The following is a 16,603-nucleotide window of genomic DNA, read 5'->3' as shown; positions in this document are numbered from 1 at the left end:
ACCGGCGCGGCCACTATCGTTGATCCATGCCGCCCGAACCCCGGATGCCCGAATCGAGCATTGTGGTGCGGCCCGAGCCGTCCTACACCGAGGCGTCGCGGCTGCGGGCCGCCGGTTTGGCGCAGGCGATCGCGGTGTTCGAGCGGGCCGCCGAACAGGTGGCGCTGCCCAAGCCGCCGCAACCGATCGTCATCGCCGACTACGGCGCCGCCAACGGCCACAATTCGCTGCGGCCGTTGTCGGCGGGCATCGCGGTGCTGCGCCGGCGCACGCGACACGACCACGCAATCCTGGTGGCGCACACCGATGTACCGGGCAACGACTTCGCGGCGCTGTTCGAGACGGTGGCCGACGACCCGGAGAGCTACCTGCACTCCGACACGGCGACGTTCACCTCGGCGGTCGGCCGGTCGTTCTACGACCAGATCGTGCCGTCCAAGACGGTCAACCTGGGCTGGACGTCCTGGGCGACCCACTGGCTGCGCCGGACACCGTGCGAGGTGCACGATCACGTGCACGTCTCGCGCACCAAGGACGACGCGGTGCAGGCGGCGTACGCCGATCAGGCCGCGCTGGATTGGCATAATTTCGTCGCGTTCCGCGGACGCGAGCTGGCTCCCGAGGGCCGGCTGGTGGCGTTGACGCTGGCCGCCGACGAGGACGGGACGGCGGGCTTCGCCCCGCTGCTCGATGCCATCGTCGCGGCGCTGGCCGATCAGGTGCGCGACGGTCTGCTGCGCTCGGATGAGGTGCGGCGCATGACGATTCCCACGTTCGCCCGTGCCGAAAAGGACTTCCGCGCCCCGTTTGCGCCGAAGGGGCGGTTCGAAGGCCTGATGATCGAGCACCTCGAGATGTTCAACGCCGAGGATCGATTCTGGGCTCGCTACCAGTTGGATCACGACGCCGAGGCTTTCGGCGCGCAGTGGGCGGCCTTCGCCCGGTCCGCGCTGTTCGGATCGCTGCTGACCGCACTCGACGGCGGGATCCGCGACGAGCGGGCCACCCGCTTCGCCGAGCAGCTGGAGCGCGCCGTGGCCGAGCGCCTGTCAAGCGCACCCGAGCCGATGCGGATCCCGCAGGCCTTGGTCGTGCTGGTCAAGCGCGACGCCTCGCGCCCATGAGAGTTTCGGCATAACCACGCAGCGGGTAACCCCCTGCAATCGTCGAACCTGCGACTGCAAGGGGGTAGACGCATGAGCGTGCAGGACGATAAATCGGCTGATCAAGACGACGAGCAGCGGCTGACCGAGAAGCCGGAGCCTGACGAGGACGACAAACAAGAGGCCGCCAAGATGATGGAGGCCTACGAGGACAAACCCACGATCGTGTTGCCCGGCACCGGCGGAAGCGTATCCGGCACGGCGGTCAACGAGTGGCTCGACGACGACGGCAATCCCAAGCACGAAGAGCCCGAGGGCGGGGGATCGGGCGAGGGCTCGCAGGCCGAGACCGAGGCCGACGAGGGGCGCGACGAACAGGAACTGAAGGACCAGATCGAAAAGGACAAGGCCCTCAACGAGAAGCTCAAAGAAGCCGCCCAGGAAGAGAACAAGGGCGAAAAGGATTGAGCTGAGCCGGAATTCCCGGTTTCGACGGGCTCAGTGAGCGGGGATAGGCCCCAGCGCCGTGATGCCCAGGTTGCCCTCGATCTCCTGAAGGATCTGGTTGACCCGGTCCAGGCCGGGAATCGGCGCGTCGACGCCCGGAATGGGTGGCACCACCGGCGGGGCCGCCACCCGGTGCGGGGTCGCCGGATGCGCCGGCGGAGGCGCGGCCTGCGGCGTCGCCCGCGGCGTGGTGGTCGTCGGGGTCTCGGTCTCGGCCGGCGGGGCGGTGTCCGAGGTGGACGGCACCGGGACGTCCGGTGGCGGCGGTGCCGGCTCTGCGGTGGCGCTCTTGGGAGCCGGCGGCGGGGCCACCGGTGTCGAGCTCACGGCCGGCGCCGGAGAGGTCGCCGCCTTGTTGTGCGAGCTCAGTCCGATCGCCACGGCGGTGCCCACCAGCAGCACGGCCGCGACGGTGATGACGATCGCGGCCGCCGGCAGCAGATGCCACCGGAACAACAGCCCTTTGCGTTTGGGCGTCTCGGGTGCGGGCTCGGCCTCCGACGCCGGTGGGCCAGCCGTCGGAGTCACGGCGGCGGCGCTGACCCGCGAGTTGTGACCGGTCGCCGACCACGCGCGAGCCATCTCCGCCTGCGTCGGGTCGGGGGGCGGCGCTTGCGAGGTGGCGGTCGCTTCCGGGCGCGGGTCCGGGCGCACCGCCGCCCGGGCCGTCGCGGCGGAAATGGCGGGCGCCGAGAGTGTGGCGCCGGCATCACCGGGGCCCTGCGCCATCCGCAGCGCGGCCCCCACGGCGGCCGCCAGTTGAGGGCGCGGCGTGGTGGCGACGGGAACGCGGAAGTGCCGCGATAGCGTGGTGGTCACGGTCGGCAGGTTCGCCCCGCCACCCGTCGAGACGATGGCGACGAGGTCACGAATCCCGTTGTGCGTCAACGTTTCGTCCAACAGCGCGATCATGCCGCTCAGGGAGGGCCGGATGGCGTCGTCGAGTTCGTGTCGGCTGATCCGGATTTCGCCGCGCGTTCCGGTCAGCCCGTCGGTCAGCGTGGCCGTCGTGCCCGAGGACAGCTGTTCCTTGGCGGACCGGCATGCGCTGCGCAGCCGGCTCAGGGAGCCGATCGCCGCGCTGCCCGTGGGGAACGCCCCGGTGGTCGGCATGTTGGCGATAACGACGCTCAGCAGTGCCTGATCCATCAGGTCGCCGGAGAAGTCGCGGTGCCGAACCGTCGGGGCCAACGCGTGGTAGTCACCGTCGGCGTGCAGCAGCGTGATGTTGGTGCCACTACCGCCGAAATCGCAGACCGCGACAGTCCCGCTCGGCGGGATGCCCGGGTTGGTCCGCACGGCGAGCAGTGTGGCGGCGGCGTCGGGAATCAGCAGGATGGGACGCGCTCGTTGCGACCATTCCGGAGTCTCACCCAGCGCGGCGCCAAGGGCGTCCACCGCGTGCGACTCCCAGTGCGCCGGATAGGTGACCGCGATGTTGTCCGGCAGGGGCCGGCCCCCGGTGGCGGCGTAGGCGAGCGCGCGCAGCCCATCGGCCACCAACATCTCGCTGCGGTGCACCGAGCCGTCGACCGCCACGACGGGTCGCGGGTCGCCGACGCGGTTGACGAAGCCGGTGATCACCACTCCGGGCCCCTGCAGTCTGGGATTTTCCGCGGGGACGCCGATCTCGGCGAGACGATCCGGATACAACGTCAGGACGGGTTTGCGGGTGATGGCGTTGTCGGAGGTCACCGCTGCCAGGTTGGTGGCGCCGATCGATAAGCCCAGCGCGGTCCCGACTCCATCACCCATTGGAAATCCCCGTATCCGCAGCACCAACTCGCATCCGGCTAGCCGTTATTGTGCCGCCCCAACCTGTATTGCGGGTCTGCGGCGGCTATGCGCCCGCTGTGCGCCGGTCACCGGATGTTGCCTTCGCCGGCGATGAGCGGCAGGTCGAGCGGGGTGACCCAGCCGGGTCGCAAATCGTTGACCGCCGGCACGGCGTTGAGCGCCCGCAGCCCGGTCGCCAGGCAGCCGGCAGCGGCCGCGTCGCGGCCCGAACCGTCGGTGAACCGAAACGCGGTCTCCTGAAAGATGCTCGGGGTCCCCTCGATGTCCACCCGGTAGACGTCATTGTCGTGACCCGTCGGCCAGTCCGGGGCCGCGTCCAAGCCGATGCGGTTGACGTGTTCGAGCTGAATTCGGGTCTCGCCCTGGTAGACACCGTTGATGGTGAACCGGACCGCGGCCACGTGCCCTGGCTTGATGACGCCCCTCGCCGAGTTGCGCTCCGTCGGGGTCACCCACTTGTCCCAGGTGGTGGTGATTTCGTCGAGCATGATGCCGGCGGCGTGCGCGATCATCGGGACGGTGGCGCCCCACGCGAAGATCAACATGTCGCGGTCTTCCAGCATCGGCTTGAATTCGGGCTCGCGGCCGATGCCCATCTCGAATTCGTAGTCGCCCTCGTAGTTGGTGTAGTCCAGCAGCTCCGACGCGCGGACCCGCCGCACCTCGGAACACAGGCCCATCAACGTCATCGGGAACAGGTCGTTGGCGAATCCCGGATCGATGCCGGTGGTGAAGCAGGACGACTCCCCCAGCTCGCACGCCTCGGTGATCGGCTGGATCCAGTTCGGCGGGTTGAGGTGCATGGTCGGCCATACCCACGGCGTCATCGCCGTCGAACACACGTCGATGCCGGCGCGCAGGAACCGGGTGATCAGCGAGATGTTCTCCTTGGCGTGCATCGCCGTCGGGCCGTAGTGGACCAGCGCGTCGGGTTTCAGGGCGATCAGGGCCTCGACGTCGTCGGTCGCGGCGATGCCGACGGGTTCGGGTAACCCGCAGATCTCGCCGACATCGCGCCCGACCTTGGCCGGGTTGCTCACGCCGACGCCCACCAACTCGAACAACGGATGCTTGACGATCTCGGCGATCACCATCTTGCCGACGAAGCCGGTTCCGTAGACCACCACACGCTTCGAGCCGTGTTCCGCCATGCTTTGACGCCACCTTTCCGCCTCACCGGCCCCCGCTTCGGGCTTCACCATAAGCTTCCCTACCGCCGCTCGTGGTGACACGATGCAATTCATGACGAAGCACCTCGCCGGACCTTCGGTCCTGTTGGCCGTCGGTTTCGGATTCGCGAACGCATGCGGCGTGGCCGACGCCCTCCCCCAGATGCCGAAGGTCCGCTACGAGATCAACGGGCCGGCGGTCGCCGAGTTCATCTACTACCAAACCGACAACGGCCAGTTGCACCAGGTGAATGCGCCGCTGCCCTGGTCGACGGAGTTCACCGGCTATGGCGGCGAGGTGTTCACCGTCAGCGCTCAGGGACCGGGCCCCATCTCCTGCAAGATCCTGCTCGACGGCAACGTGGTGAGCGCCGCGACGGCAACCACCGGCACGCCCGCCCGGACCATCTGTACGCACTGACCCAGCGCTCCCCCTTTCACGACGAAGGAGGTCTAGGTGAGCCTCAAGACGGGTCCCAAGAAGGGCTTGGCGCCGCGGACGAACGGGACGCCCCCGCCCGACATTGCGCTCGCCGACATCCATCTGGAGTCGCTGGCCTTCTGGGAGTTGGACGACGACTTCCGCGACGGCGCCTTCGCCACGCTGCGCCGCGAGGCGCCGATCTCGTTCTGGCCCGCGGTCGAGTACGAGGGCTTCGAACCGGGCGACGGGCACTGGGCGCTGACCAAACACGACGACGTGCATTTCGCGAGCCGCCACCCGGACATTTTCAGCTCCAGCCCCAACATCACGATCAACGACAACACCCCGGAGATCAGCGAATACTTCGGCTCGATGATCGTGCTCGACGATCCCCGACACCAGCGGCTGCGCTCGATCGTCAGCCGCGCGTTCACCCCGAAGGTGGTGGCCCGCATCGAGGCCTCGGTGCGGGAGCGGGCCCGTCGGCTGGTCGCGTCGCTGGTCGCCAACCATCCCGACGGGGAGGCCGAGCTGGTCAGCGAGCTCGCCGGCCCGCTGCCGTTGCAGGTCATCTGCGACATGATGGGCATCCCCGAAGAGGACCATCAACGCATATTCCACTGGACCAACGTGATTCTCGGGTTCGGCGACCCCGACCTGGCCACGGATTTCGAGGAATTCCTTCAGGTTTCGATGGACATCGGCGCCTACGCCAGCGCGCTGGCCGAAGACCGGCGGTCCAATCACCACGACGATCTGACCACCGCCCTGGTGGAAGCCGAGGTCGACGGGGAACGCCTGTCCTCCACGGAGATCGCGTCGTTTTTCATCCTGCTGGTGGTGGCCGGCAACGAGACCACGCGCAACGCGATCAGCCACGGCGTGCTGGCGTTGTCGCGCTATCCCGCCGAGCGGCAGAAGTGGTGGTCGAACTTCGATCGCCTAACCCCCACCGCGGTCGAGGAGATCGTGCGGTGGGCCTCCCCGGTGGTGTACATGCGACGCACCCTGACCCGCGACTTCAAACTCAGCGGCACCAAGATGAAGGCCGGCGACAAGGCCACCCTGTGGTACAACTCGGCCAATCGCGACGAGTCGACGTTCGAGAATCCCTGGGTCTTCGACGTGGCACGCACCCCCAATCCGCACTTCGGCTTCGGCGGTGGCGGCGCCCATTTCTGCCTGGGCGCCAACCTGGCTCGACGTGAGATCAGGGTCGTCTTCGACGAATTGCGCCGCGAGATACCAGACATCGTCGCGACGGACGAGCCCGCGCGACTGCTGTCGCAGTTCATCCACGGCATCAAATCACTGCCGGTGGCCTGGACACCGCCGCGGTAGGCGCATCCCAGTTAGCCTCTGTATCAAGGCAATATCGCCTGCTCCAGGCCGATAGGGCATGCGCTATCGGTTTCGGGCCTACGCTGATCGACGTGACCATTCCCGCGTTTCCCGCCGCTGAGGTGCTGGCCGCCCGCCAGAAACTCGTGCTCGACCACTTCCACGACGAGGTCCGCCACGCCTGGGATGACGTCTTGTCGACCTTCCCCCATCCGCGTTACGAGTTGATCCCGCAGATGCTCGTGCACGACGGCGATGCGGCGGTGCGCGACTACTACGCCTACACGCGGACCGCATTCCCCGATCAGGACCATGAAATCATCGCGCTGCGCCACAGCGCCGATGCGGTGATCGTCGAGTTCTGGCTGATGGGCACGCACCGGGGTTATCTGGGCAAGGTCCCGCCCACGGGCAGCAGGTTCCGGGTCCGCATGACCGCGTACTTCGTTTTCGACGACACGGAAACGCTTGTCTGCGAACGCATTTACTTCGACACACTGACCATGATCAAACAGCTGCTCGGTGGGCTCGACATGAAGAAGCCCGCGAACTGGTGGCTGGCCGCGCGTTGCCTGCGCGGATTCCTGTCGATGTCGTCGGAAAAACCGGACCCGGCGCTGACCCACACCGCCTAAACTTCACCGCTAAGGGGCAAAGGAGGCCGCGATGCGGATTTCACGCCTGCACACGGTGTTCGGGCTGATCGCCGCGGCCATGTTCGGTTCCTGCGCGATGGCCACCGCCGCCCCTTTGCAACCGGGCGCCCATACCGAGAAGTGGATCGACCTGCGGGCCGGCGAGTGCGTCACCGACCTGCCGCCGGCCGACGGAAGTCGCGTCAACGTCACGGTCGTCGACTGTGCGACAGCGCATTTAGCCGAGGTTTATCTGCGGGCTCCGATGGCCGTCGACGCCGCCATCGCCACCGTCGCCAATCGCGATTGCGCCGCCGGGTTCGCCCCGTACACCGGCCAACCCGTTGCTGGCAGCCGGTTTTCGATCACCTATCTCATCGACTCGAATCAGGACCGCACCGGCGCCAACCCCACCCCGAGCACCGTCATCTGCCTGTTGCAATCCGCCAACGGACAACCGTTGACCGGATCCGCGCGGCACTGAGGGCTAGGCGATCACGTAGTCGCTGAGCGGGAATTCCCGGGCTTCGCGCACCGAGTTGAGTGTCGATGTCGGCCGCAGCAGCGATGCCTCACCGCTGGGGCTGAAGTAGTACGAACGCGACGTCGCGCAGTTGCCGGCGTAAAACACCGAATTGTCCAGCCGCTTTGTCATCCGTTCCATGAACCGGTCGGTGGCGTCTTCGGTTACCTCGAAGGTCGTCGCACCGCGACGCTTGACCTCGCCGAGCAACCTGTCCATGTGTCGCATCTGGTATTCGATGGTGTGGAAGAAGGAGAGTCCGGAGAAGGCGAACGGGCTTGCCAGTCCCAGGAAGTTCGGGAAGTAGGGCATGGACACGCCCTGGTAGGCCTGGAACCTGGTCTCTCGCCACCACTTACCCAGGTTGCGGCCCTTGCGGCCGACCACCTCGATGGCCGGGAAGTTGGCCTCCCACAGATCGAAGCCGGTCGCCAGGACCAGGGTGTCGATGACCGTCTTGCGCCCGTCGGTGGTGACGATGCCGTCGGCCTCGATCCGCGCGATCGAGTTGGTCTCCAGCCGCACGTGCGGCTTGGTGAACGCCCGGTAGAAGGTATTGGAGAAAGTGGGACGCTTGCAGCCGAGGTCGTAGTCCGGCGTCAGCTTGGCGCGCAGGTCCTTGTCCCGGATCCACCGGAACCGATTGATCTTCGCCAGGTCGGATGCGGAGATGTTCCCGCGGCCTCGCGACTCGCGAAAGTGCAACGCCCCCACGACCATAATGATCTCGAGGATGATGTCGGTCACCCACCGCAGCGCCCGCTGGGCCGCGGGCACTCGCGCAAACAGGCGCCGCACGGCGGGGGAGAACTCGAAGTCGACCTTGGGTATCACGTGGGTCGCGGTGCGCTGGTAGACGGTCAGCTCTTTGGCCTCTTTGGCCAGCTCCGGAACCACCTGCACGGCGGATGCCCCGGTCCCGATGACGGCGATGCGCCGCCCCTGGTAGCTGTAGCCGTGGTCCCACGCGGTGGTGTGCACCACCTTGCCTTGGAAGCGCGCAATGCCCGGGATGTCCGGCATGCGGGGCTGGGAGAGGAAACCGGTGGCGGTGATCAGGATCCGGGTCGTCAGCGTTTCGCCGCCGGCCAGCGCCACCCGCCACACCTGGGCGTCCTCATCCCACTGGGCGCCTTCCACGGTCGTGTTGAACCGCATGTGGCGGCGCACGTCGTATTTGTCGGCTACGTCCCCCGCGTATTGCTTGACCTCGGCGCCCGGCGCGAACAGCCGTGACCAGTCCGGCTTGGGTTCGAACCAGTACGAGTACGTGGTCGACGGGATGTCGACGGCGATACCGGGGTAGTGGTTGACGTGCCAGGTGCCCCCCAAGTCGTCCTCGCGCTCGAGGATGACGATGTTCTCAAACCCGAGGCGCTTGAGCTGAATAGCGGCGCCGATGCCGCCGAAGCCTGCACCGACGATGATCGCGTCGAAACGGTCCGTGTCCACAGCCTTGCTCCGTGCTACCTGTTTGCATACTTAACGAATCATAAGCTTTCCCTAAGATACGCAACTCTAATAGGACGCCACGCCGCGCGCATCCGAGCTTTGCCAGTATGTGACCTTGCTGACACACGTGCGGTAACTCATCGATGGGTCTATCAGACCCGGCCTCCGCGCCGTCACCTGCGGAAACGCCCCGCCGGCAACGCCGAGGAGGCGACCGGCGTCGAGCTGCGCCACCGATTTAGCTCCGCGCGAAAACCCTGGCGGGCACCCGAGTTCTTATCTTGTGGCCGGTCCAGCGGCAGCCGTTGCCTGCAGTTGGCCCAGGAATTCGTGGCACCGCTGAGCGCGCTCGGAGTCTTGAGCCATCACGTCGCTGAAGAAAGACGCGACTTCATCCAAACCGGCGTTCTTCGCGTCGCGCACATACTGGCCGTAATCATGCCCGGCCTTCAGCGAGTGGTATTGAACGGAAATAAGATCGAAGGTCACGTCGTTGAAACCTGTTTCACCCGTTGCCATGTCGCCACCTTTCAGACAATGAGTGCCGAATCCGGTACTCGCGGTTTCGGGCTACCCGGAATGGACAACATCAAACGACGCCTTAAAGTGTTTTTTGTAGGCAACCCGACTGCGCTACGGGGTCGGTCCGATCGCGGCGACGCTGCCGCTATCCACCGTCAATCGCAGCGCCCCGGTATACAGGAAATCATCACGAAATGGTTGGCAAGTTGACAGTTTGGGAGGGGCTTGCATGGGCATTTTGGACGCCATGATGGCACGTCACATCGTTTGTATCCTTAGTCCAGCAGTAGTTCTCGCAGCGTCGGGCGTGGCCGTTTCGGCCCTGTCCGCTTCCGTGATCCCCTCCGCGTCGGCCCAGTGTCCGGACGTGCAGGTGGTCTTCGCCCGCGGCACCGGTGAAGCGCCGGGCGTGGGCCCCACCGGTCAGGCCTTCGTCGACGCGCTGCACCAACGGGTGGGCGGACGGTCCTTCGACGTCTACCCCGTCAACTACCCCGCCAGCGATCAATGGGCGACCGGCATCGACGGCGTCAGAGACGCGGGCGCCCACGTGAATTCGATGGCCCACGACTGCCCCAACACCAAGATGGTGCTCGGCGGCTACTCCCAGGGCGCGGCCGTGATGGGCTTTGTCACCTCAGCCGCCGTGCCCGACGGCATCGACCCCAACACCGTGCCCAAACCGCTGTCCCCCGACGTGGCCAACCACGTCTCCTCGGTCGTGCTGTTCGGCATGCCCAACGTGCGGGCAATGAACTTCCTCAACGAACCGCCCGTGGAAATTGGCCCGTTGTACCAGGACAAGACCATCAAGGTGTGCGCCACCGAAGACCCCGTCTGCTCCGACGGCCTCAACTTCGCCGCGCACAACACCTACGCCGACGACGGCGCGATGATCGACAAGGGAGTCGCGTTCGCCTCCAGCCACCTGGGCCTGGGTGGTCCGGCTCCGGTCGCGGCGCCTCCGGCCGGTTTTGGCGGCTGAGGAGTCGCGGGCTAGCCGGGGATCCTGCCGAGGATCAGGGTGGTGACGGCGAGCGCGGCGTGCTGGCTGGGGTCGGGCCCGTCGTTGGAGCACGTGTCCACGTCAATGACCACGTTGGCCTTGGCCGCCGCGGCACGGACGCAGTAAATGCGATCGGCCGATTGCAGTACGTGCGCCACCGTGGTGATGCCGTTGCCAGCGTCCGCAGGCGGTTCCACAGCCAACGGGTATGTCCTGCCGTTCGGCCACGTCGCGTTGATGGTGGTGCCGCTGCATTGACGCAGATTCGACAACAGCTTGTTCAGCTGGGTCTGAGCGGCCGGCGCGTCGTGATATGTCGAGACCGTTTGAGCCACGACCCATTGGTGGTGCAAGTTGTGGTTGTCGGAAAAGGCTGATCCGGCGAATCCCACGATGGCCGGGACGTCATAGGCCTCCGGGGCGCCGGTCTCCATCACTGCCCAACAATCGGTTCGGTCGATGTGCCCCCGCTGCGGGTCGGGTCCCGGTTGGTGGACTGTCGCATCAGCTTTCATGGCCGGGTCGCCGCTGATGTTCCTGGCGTCCTCGAGGTTGGGTAGTAGCCCGTCGACATCGGCCGGCGCGACGGTGGGGGGTGGGGGCGGCGTTGTGCGGGTCGTCGTCGTGATGGTCGGCGCCGTGGTCGTGGTGGTCGCCGGGGCCGCGGCTGGAGTCGCGTCGGGAAACATCGCGCGGACGATGAGCGCGACCACTGCCGCGGTGATGAACACATACGACAGCGTCACGCCCACCAGAGCGCGATCGCGGCCGCGCTCGCCGCTGCGGCGGATCTGCGCTAAGGCCAAGTGCCCCAGGATGAGACCCGCGGGGGCGAAGAGGAACGCGAACACTACCGACAGCGTCGCCAACACATTGGCCTCATCACGAGGCGGGCCCGGAGGTGGCGGCTGGTGTTGCGGACCGGGCGGAGGTCCGCCGAACGGATTCGGCTGAAACGGGCCGGTACCGAAGGGATTTGCCATGTGCTCAGCCCGGGATCTTGTTGAGGATGAAGTTGGTGATTGCCAGAGCGACCTCCCGGCTGCGGTCGGCGCTTGCCGTCGACCATGCCCCGACGTCGATGACCACGTTGGTTTTAGCGGCGATCGCGCGGACGCCGTAGTCGGGTATTGGAAAGTGGCTCACGGTTTCTATGGTCGTGATGCCGTTGCCGGTGTCGGACGGTGGCTTGATGTCCACCTCGGTGGTTCGTCCGTCGGACTCGGTGTCGTGGCTCGTCGAGCCACCGCATTTGCGCCAGATCGACTGCAGCTTCGCAACCTGAGCCGCTGCCGCCGCCGAGTCGTGAAATGCCGCGGCGGCCCCGCCAAGACTCCATTGGTTCAAGGGATCGTGAATGTCGGAAAAAACCGACTCGGAGTAGCCGACGATGGTTCCAACGTCGTAAGCCTCTGGGGCGCCGTACTCGAAGACACCCCAGCAGTCGGGGCGATCAGTTGGTCCCCGCAGCGGATCCGGCGTAGGCAGATGTTTTGTGGCACGAATGGTCAGTGCGTCGTCGCCCGTGAAGTGCTTGAAGTCGTCAAGGGTCGGTAGCAAGCCGTCCATGTCGGCCGGTGCCACGGTGGGCGGCGGTGGCTTTGTGGTGGTCGTGGTCATCGGTATTGCAAGGCGAGTCGGGTTGGAATCCGGCATGATCGCCGCGACGATCAAGGCAACCACCAGTGCGGTGATGAATACATACGACAGTGTCACCCCGACCAACGCGCGATCGCGCCCCCGCTGCCCGGTCTGGCGAATCTGCGCTAATCCCAAGTGGCCCAGGATGAGACCCGCAGGGGCGAAGACGAACGCGAACACCACCGACAGCGTCGCCAACACATTCGCCTCGTCACGCGGAGGGATCTGCGGAGGCGGGTGCAGTGGACCGGGCGGAGGTCCACCGAATGGATTCGGCTGAAACGGGCTGGCGCCAAACGGATTTGTCATGTGTTCAGCCCGGGATCTTGTTGAGGATGAAGTTGGTGATGTCTAGCGCGGCGTGCGGACCGCGGCCGACTGTTTCGGCCATGAGAATCATCACATCCACCAGGACATTGTTTTTCGCGGCGATCGCTCGGTAGGTGCCCAACCGTGGTGACAGTTGCTGCGCTATCACCTCGATGGTGGAGATACCGCCACCAGCATCAACGGGCGTCATCACCGTCAATGCGACGGCTACATTCCCTTTTTTGTCGGGAGCGGGGAGCAGAGTCATGGCAGAGTTGGCGCATTGATGCCAGATCGCCTGGATCTTTTCCAATTGCGCTTGGGCCGCTGCCGCATCGCGATACGCCACGACCGCTTGACCAGCCTCGGTCGGTGTGCGCGGATTATTTGTTTCCATCATCATGGTGGCGTAGTAGCGCAGGGCGCCTTGCATGTCGTAGGTGTTCGGTGCGCCTGCCGCGAAGACTGCTGAGCACTCGGGGCGGTTGACGAGTTGGTACTTACTTCCCGGTTGGGATGTTGGCTCGTACCCCACCAGAACCTGGTCCCCCGTAATGTTTTTGACCTCATCGAGGCTCGGCAGCAGACCGGGCAGGTCCGACGGAGTCACAATTGGAGGTCTTGGCGGAGCGGCCGGGCGCGGTGTGGTACCGGATGGGGGCTTCGTCGTCGTGGTGGCCGGTACCGCAACGTGCGTTGGGGCGCTGTCAGGCAGCATGGCCCGGACGATCAACGCGACCACCACTACGGCGATGAACACGTACGACAGCGTCACCCCGACCAAGGCGCGATCGCGACCGCGCTGGCCGGTGCGGCGAATCTGCGCTAATCCCAAGTGCCCCAAGATGAGACCCGCAGGGGCGAAGACGAACGCGAACACCACCGACAATGTCGCCAACATATTCGCCTCGTCACGCGGAGGGGCCGGCGGTGGCGGTGGCGGTGGCTGACCTGGAACCCCTCCGCCGAACGGATTCGGCTGAAACGGGTTGGGGCCGGCAAAGGGATTAGTCATCAGCTCAACTCGGGATCTTGCCCAGGATGTAGTTTGCGATGTCGAGTGCGGCCTGCTGGCCGCGGTCGGTGTCCACCAGCACCACATTGATGTCCACGACCACGTTGTTTTTGGCCACGATCGCTCGGTCGTTGCGCGACCGCAGCACTGGGCCCTGCGCGGTCAACACCATGGCGGTGATGCCGTTTCCGGCGTCGGAGGGCACACCCATCGAGACCGCGACCGGCGCCGCCTGCTTGCCGGGAGGTGGAAGGATGTTCATCGTCGATCCGCCGCATTTGCGCCATATCGACACCAGATTCGCCAACTGACGCTGCGCGGTCGGCGGGTCCCGGAACGCCATCAGCACCTGCCCCGCTTCCTTGAGGGCGGGTATGTCGTGGTCGTCGATCAGGACCAAACCGTAGTAACCGACCAGGGCCTGCGTGTCGGTGTTCGGGGCGCCCCCGCCCATGACCGGCCAGCACTCGGGGCGATCCACCGATGCGCTGTCGGAATCGGGGCCCGGCTTGAACGTGGGTGGCAGGGCAACAAGATTGGGGTCCCCCATAAAGCGTTTGACGTCGTCGATCGTCGGCAGCAATCCGGGTAGCCCCGTCGGGGTGACGAGGGGCGACGGCGGCGCCGAGCCGGCGCCGGTCGAGGCTGGCGCGCTGGGCCGGGACACTGTTCGAGATGAGTCGTTGTCGGACTGGGTCGCCCATGCGACCAGGCCCACCACCGTCAGCGTGATGACGGCATAGGACAGCATCAGGCCGACGATCGCGCGGTCGCGCCCTCGTTCGCCGCTGCGGCGTATCTGCGCCAGGCCCACGTGCCCCAGCACCGCCCCGGCGGGGGCGAAGACGAAGGCGAACACCACCGACAGTGTCGCGAAGATGTTGGGGCGCGGCCGCTGTGGCGGCAGCGCCGTGTAGACCGGCGGCATTCCCCCATACGGGGCACCGCCATAGGGATTCCCGCCGAAGGTGTTCGGCCCGAACGGTTCCTGTGGGTTGGTCATGGCTCGGTCCCGTCAGCCCGGAATCTTGTTGAGGATCTGGTTGGCTACATCCACCGCCGTCTGGCGGGCGCGGTCAATGCCATTTCCGGTATACGACACCAACAGGTCGATGACGACGTTGGACTTCGTCGCGACGGCGTGCACCGACAACTCGGTCTCGGTAGCGAATTCCATAGTGGTGAGGCCGTTATTCATCGGATTCGGACCCCTCACTTGAAACGTGAACGGTCGCCCATCGGGAAACGTTACTTTCACCGACGAGCCCGCGCCGCATTTGCTCCAGGTCGACAGCATGTTCGCCTGTTGGGCTTGCGCGGTGGCCGGGTCAAGGAAGGCCGTGACCGCCGAGCCGACCGCGACCGTGTTGTACGGGTCGCCTCGGTCGATGAACGCCGGCATATAGAAGCCGAGCATCACTCCGGCATTGTAAGAGTCCGGAATCCCGGCGTCGATCGCGACTTTGCACTCAGGACGGTCGAGGGTTTGACCCATCGCGTTGCCCATGTTGGGCCGGTGCAACACCTCGCCCATGATCAGAAGCTGGTCCCCGGTAATGGTTTTGACGTCGTCGAGGGTAGGTTCCAAGTTCGCCAGATCGGAGGGCGCAACGGTGGGGTGCGCTGTGACGCTACTAGATGCCCCACTGGGGGCGGGGGTGCTCTCGGACCGGGTCAACCACACCACCAAGACGCCCACCACGGCGATCATCACCGCATACGACAGCACCGTCCCTACCAACGCGCGGTCACGCCCGCGCTCGCCGGTGCGCCGAATCTGCCGAAGCCCCAAGTGCCCCAGCACCGCCCCGACGGGCGCGAACACAAACGCGAACACCACCGACAACGTCGCCAAGGCGTTGACCGGTGGGCGATCCGGCGGCGGCCCGGGTGCCGCCGAATACACCGGAGGCCCGGACGGGCTAGCCCCGAACGGCGTGCCGCCAAACGGGTTGTGCTCGAAGGGATTTTGAGGGGGGATCGTCATATTCGCCGCACGAATACCTAGAGCACACCGAAACTCGAGGTCACCCAACGGACCGGGTCCACGCAGCGGAACGGCGCGATGCCCCGGGCGTGCAGCCGCTGCCCGCTCGGTGGCTGGCCAAGCGCCGAGACGACGAAGAACCGGTGCCTCAACCGCCTTGGAGTGGAGGGGTTTTCGACGCCGGCGATGATCGATCCGGCGTTGAGCCGGGTCAGCAGGCTGCGCACCTCTTCGTGCAGCAGTTGACCGTCGTTGTCGTCGTAAAGCACCGAATCCGAGGGATCGCGCAGATACGCGGCGCCGGCGTTGGACATCACCATGCTCCACTCGGAGCCGTCGACATCACGCAGAGCGCGCAACGCGTCGAACTTCGACAAGATGACCGCCAGTCGCGGTTCACCGGACCCGATGGCCATCATCACGTTGTTCAGCACGCCGCTCGGGTCTCCCCCGCTCACCATCTGCGGGGGCAGCAGGTCCTGGAGCTGATCGCGAATGGATTGCACCCGAAGCGGATCGAACATGAAGAACACGGCCTCGGCGTTGCTGAAGAACCGAAACGGCGGGGAATGGAGATTCCCGGACTCCATGTCCTCGCCGGCGACGTCGCGCAGCACCAGGTAACGCTGCACCCGATGCCAGGTGCCCAGGCTGAAGATCAGTGGCTCGCGCTGCGTGGACGTCTGGGTCATGATGGTCGGCGTCGGCGGGATCAGGCCGCGCTGCACGAACAGCGGTGTCTCGTAATGGGTTGTGTACGCGACGGCCGTCGAGCGCGTCGCGGGCGCCATCGCGAATCCGAGGTGCTCGCACAACAACTGCAGTTGGCGGACCAGCACGGCGATGTAAAGGCTTTTCCCGGTCGCGCGCGCCCCCGCCATCGCAATGCAATACGCCTGACCCTCGCGCCATCGATCGGGCAGCGTGAAGTGGCAGACCGGACAGATCTCGAGGACGGGACCACGCAGCGCCTGCGCGGCGATGTTCGGCGGTGGCGGGCCGTGGTACCCGGGCGGGCGATCCCACCGGAACATCGGCCCGATGTCGGCTTTGGCGCCCAGGAACGCCGAGCCGACCTCGTCGTGATAGCGCGGCGCACCGCTGGTGGGCGCCAATGTCCACAAGTGGTGGTCGGGATCCAAAAGCGCAAAGCACCGTGGGCATTTGGTCAA

General features: G+C 66.0%; 17 protein-coding genes. 7 read left to right on the top strand and 10 right to left on the bottom strand.

Features of this window, described 5'->3' with window-relative positions:
• Positions 1-26 precede the first annotated feature (26 nt).
• On the top strand, positions 27-1,124 hold the full coding sequence (locus AC5Y5B_RS12745; protein ID WP_500005501.1) for a class I SAM-dependent methyltransferase: 1,098 nt from the start codon (positions 27-29) through the stop codon (positions 1,122-1,124).
• A 72-nt stretch (positions 1,125-1,196) separates the two neighbouring features.
• The gene (locus AC5Y5B_RS12740) at positions 1,197-1,571 is read left to right on the top strand and encodes a hypothetical protein (RefSeq protein ID WP_500005500.1); all 375 of its coding nucleotides are present in this window, start codon (positions 1,197-1,199) and stop codon (positions 1,569-1,571) included.
• Between the two features lie 30 nt (positions 1,572-1,601).
• Here AC5Y5B_RS12740 and AC5Y5B_RS12735 read toward each other — a convergent pair whose 3' ends face one another.
• Together AC5Y5B_RS12735 and AC5Y5B_RS12730 are read right to left on the bottom strand one after the other, a co-directional pair.
• On the bottom strand, positions 1,602-3,365 hold the full coding sequence (locus AC5Y5B_RS12735) for an Hsp70 family protein (protein ID WP_500005499.1): 1,764 nt from the start codon (positions 3,363-3,365) through the stop codon (positions 1,602-1,604).
• A gap of 107 nt (positions 3,366-3,472) precedes the next feature.
• A complete protein-coding gene (locus tag AC5Y5B_RS12730; protein ID WP_500005498.1) occupies positions 3,473-4,558 on the bottom strand; it encodes an NAD(P)H-dependent amine dehydrogenase family protein in 1,086 nt (361 codons plus the stop codon).
• A 91-nt stretch (positions 4,559-4,649) separates the two neighbouring features.
• On the opposite strand from AC5Y5B_RS12730, the gene AC5Y5B_RS12725 reads away from it, so the two are divergent.
• From AC5Y5B_RS12725 to AC5Y5B_RS12710, 4 genes are all read left to right on the top strand, one after another.
• Entirely contained in the window at positions 4,650-4,997 is a 348-nt protein-coding gene (locus AC5Y5B_RS12725) for an MmpS family transport accessory protein (RefSeq protein ID WP_205869168.1), read from the top strand.
• Positions 4,998-5,033: 36 nt separating this feature from the next.
• Entirely contained in the window at positions 5,034-6,341 is a 1,308-nt protein-coding gene (locus AC5Y5B_RS12720; protein ID WP_112634350.1) for a cytochrome P450, read from the top strand.
• Between the two features lie 92 nt (positions 6,342-6,433).
• Complete coding sequence (locus AC5Y5B_RS12715) at positions 6,434-6,976, top strand: ester cyclase (protein WP_112634349.1); 543 nt, start codon at positions 6,434-6,436, stop codon at positions 6,974-6,976.
• Between the two features lie 79 nt (positions 6,977-7,055).
• A complete protein-coding gene (locus tag AC5Y5B_RS12710) occupies positions 7,056-7,460 on the top strand; it encodes a hypothetical protein (protein WP_240631816.1) in 405 nt (134 codons plus the stop codon).
• 3 nt (positions 7,461-7,463) lie between these two features.
• Here AC5Y5B_RS12710 and AC5Y5B_RS12705 read toward each other — a convergent pair whose 3' ends face one another.
• Positions 7,464-8,951, bottom strand: a complete 1,488-nt coding sequence (locus AC5Y5B_RS12705; RefSeq protein ID WP_500005497.1) for a flavin-containing monooxygenase — start codon at positions 8,949-8,951, stop codon at positions 7,464-7,466.
• A gap of 276 nt (positions 8,952-9,227) precedes the next feature.
• Positions 9,228-9,470 (bottom strand): acyl carrier protein, encoded by a 243-nt coding sequence (locus AC5Y5B_RS12700; RefSeq protein WP_112634347.1) that lies wholly within the window; start codon positions 9,468-9,470, stop codon positions 9,228-9,230.
• A 232-nt stretch (positions 9,471-9,702) separates the two neighbouring features.
• Here AC5Y5B_RS12700 and AC5Y5B_RS12695 point away from each other — a divergent pair, with 232 nt between their 5' ends.
• Entirely contained in the window at positions 9,703-10,458 is a 756-nt protein-coding gene (locus AC5Y5B_RS12695; protein ID WP_289176541.1) for a cutinase family protein, read from the top strand.
• An 11-nt stretch (positions 10,459-10,469) separates the two neighbouring features.
• Here AC5Y5B_RS12695 and AC5Y5B_RS12690 read toward each other — a convergent pair whose 3' ends face one another.
• The 6 genes from AC5Y5B_RS12690 to AC5Y5B_RS12665 form a co-directional block, all read right to left on the bottom strand.
• Positions 10,470-11,351 (bottom strand): sensor domain-containing protein, encoded by an 882-nt coding sequence (locus AC5Y5B_RS12690; protein WP_205869184.1) that lies wholly within the window; start codon positions 11,349-11,351, stop codon positions 10,470-10,472.
• Positions 11,352-11,466: 115 nt separating this feature from the next.
• Complete coding sequence (locus tag AC5Y5B_RS12685) at positions 11,467-12,321, bottom strand: sensor domain-containing protein (protein ID WP_500005496.1); 855 nt, start codon at positions 12,319-12,321, stop codon at positions 11,467-11,469.
• A gap of 112 nt (positions 12,322-12,433) precedes the next feature.
• Positions 12,434-13,330 carry a sensor domain-containing protein gene (locus tag AC5Y5B_RS12680; RefSeq protein ID WP_165821857.1) on the bottom strand — a complete coding sequence of 299 codons (897 nt, stop codon included), beginning with the start codon at positions 13,328-13,330 and terminating at the stop codon, positions 12,434-12,436.
• Positions 13,331-13,448: 118 nt separating this feature from the next.
• Positions 13,449-14,447, bottom strand: coding sequence for a sensor domain-containing protein (locus AC5Y5B_RS12675; protein ID WP_500005495.1), 999 nt, complete (start codon positions 14,445-14,447; stop codon positions 13,449-13,451).
• A 12-nt stretch (positions 14,448-14,459) separates the two neighbouring features.
• Positions 14,460-15,299: a sensor domain-containing protein gene (locus AC5Y5B_RS12670; RefSeq protein ID WP_500005494.1), complete on the bottom strand. Its 840-nt coding sequence runs from the start codon at positions 15,297-15,299 to the stop codon at positions 14,460-14,462.
• Positions 15,300-15,448: 149 nt separating this feature from the next.
• The gene (locus AC5Y5B_RS12665) at positions 15,449-16,603 is read right to left on the bottom strand and encodes a hypothetical protein (protein ID WP_500005526.1); all 1,155 of its coding nucleotides are present in this window, start codon (positions 16,601-16,603) and stop codon (positions 15,449-15,451) included.

The organism is Mycobacterium sp. NGS33, assembly GCF_059812885.1.
This window is presented reverse-complemented; position numbering and strand designations above follow the sequence as displayed.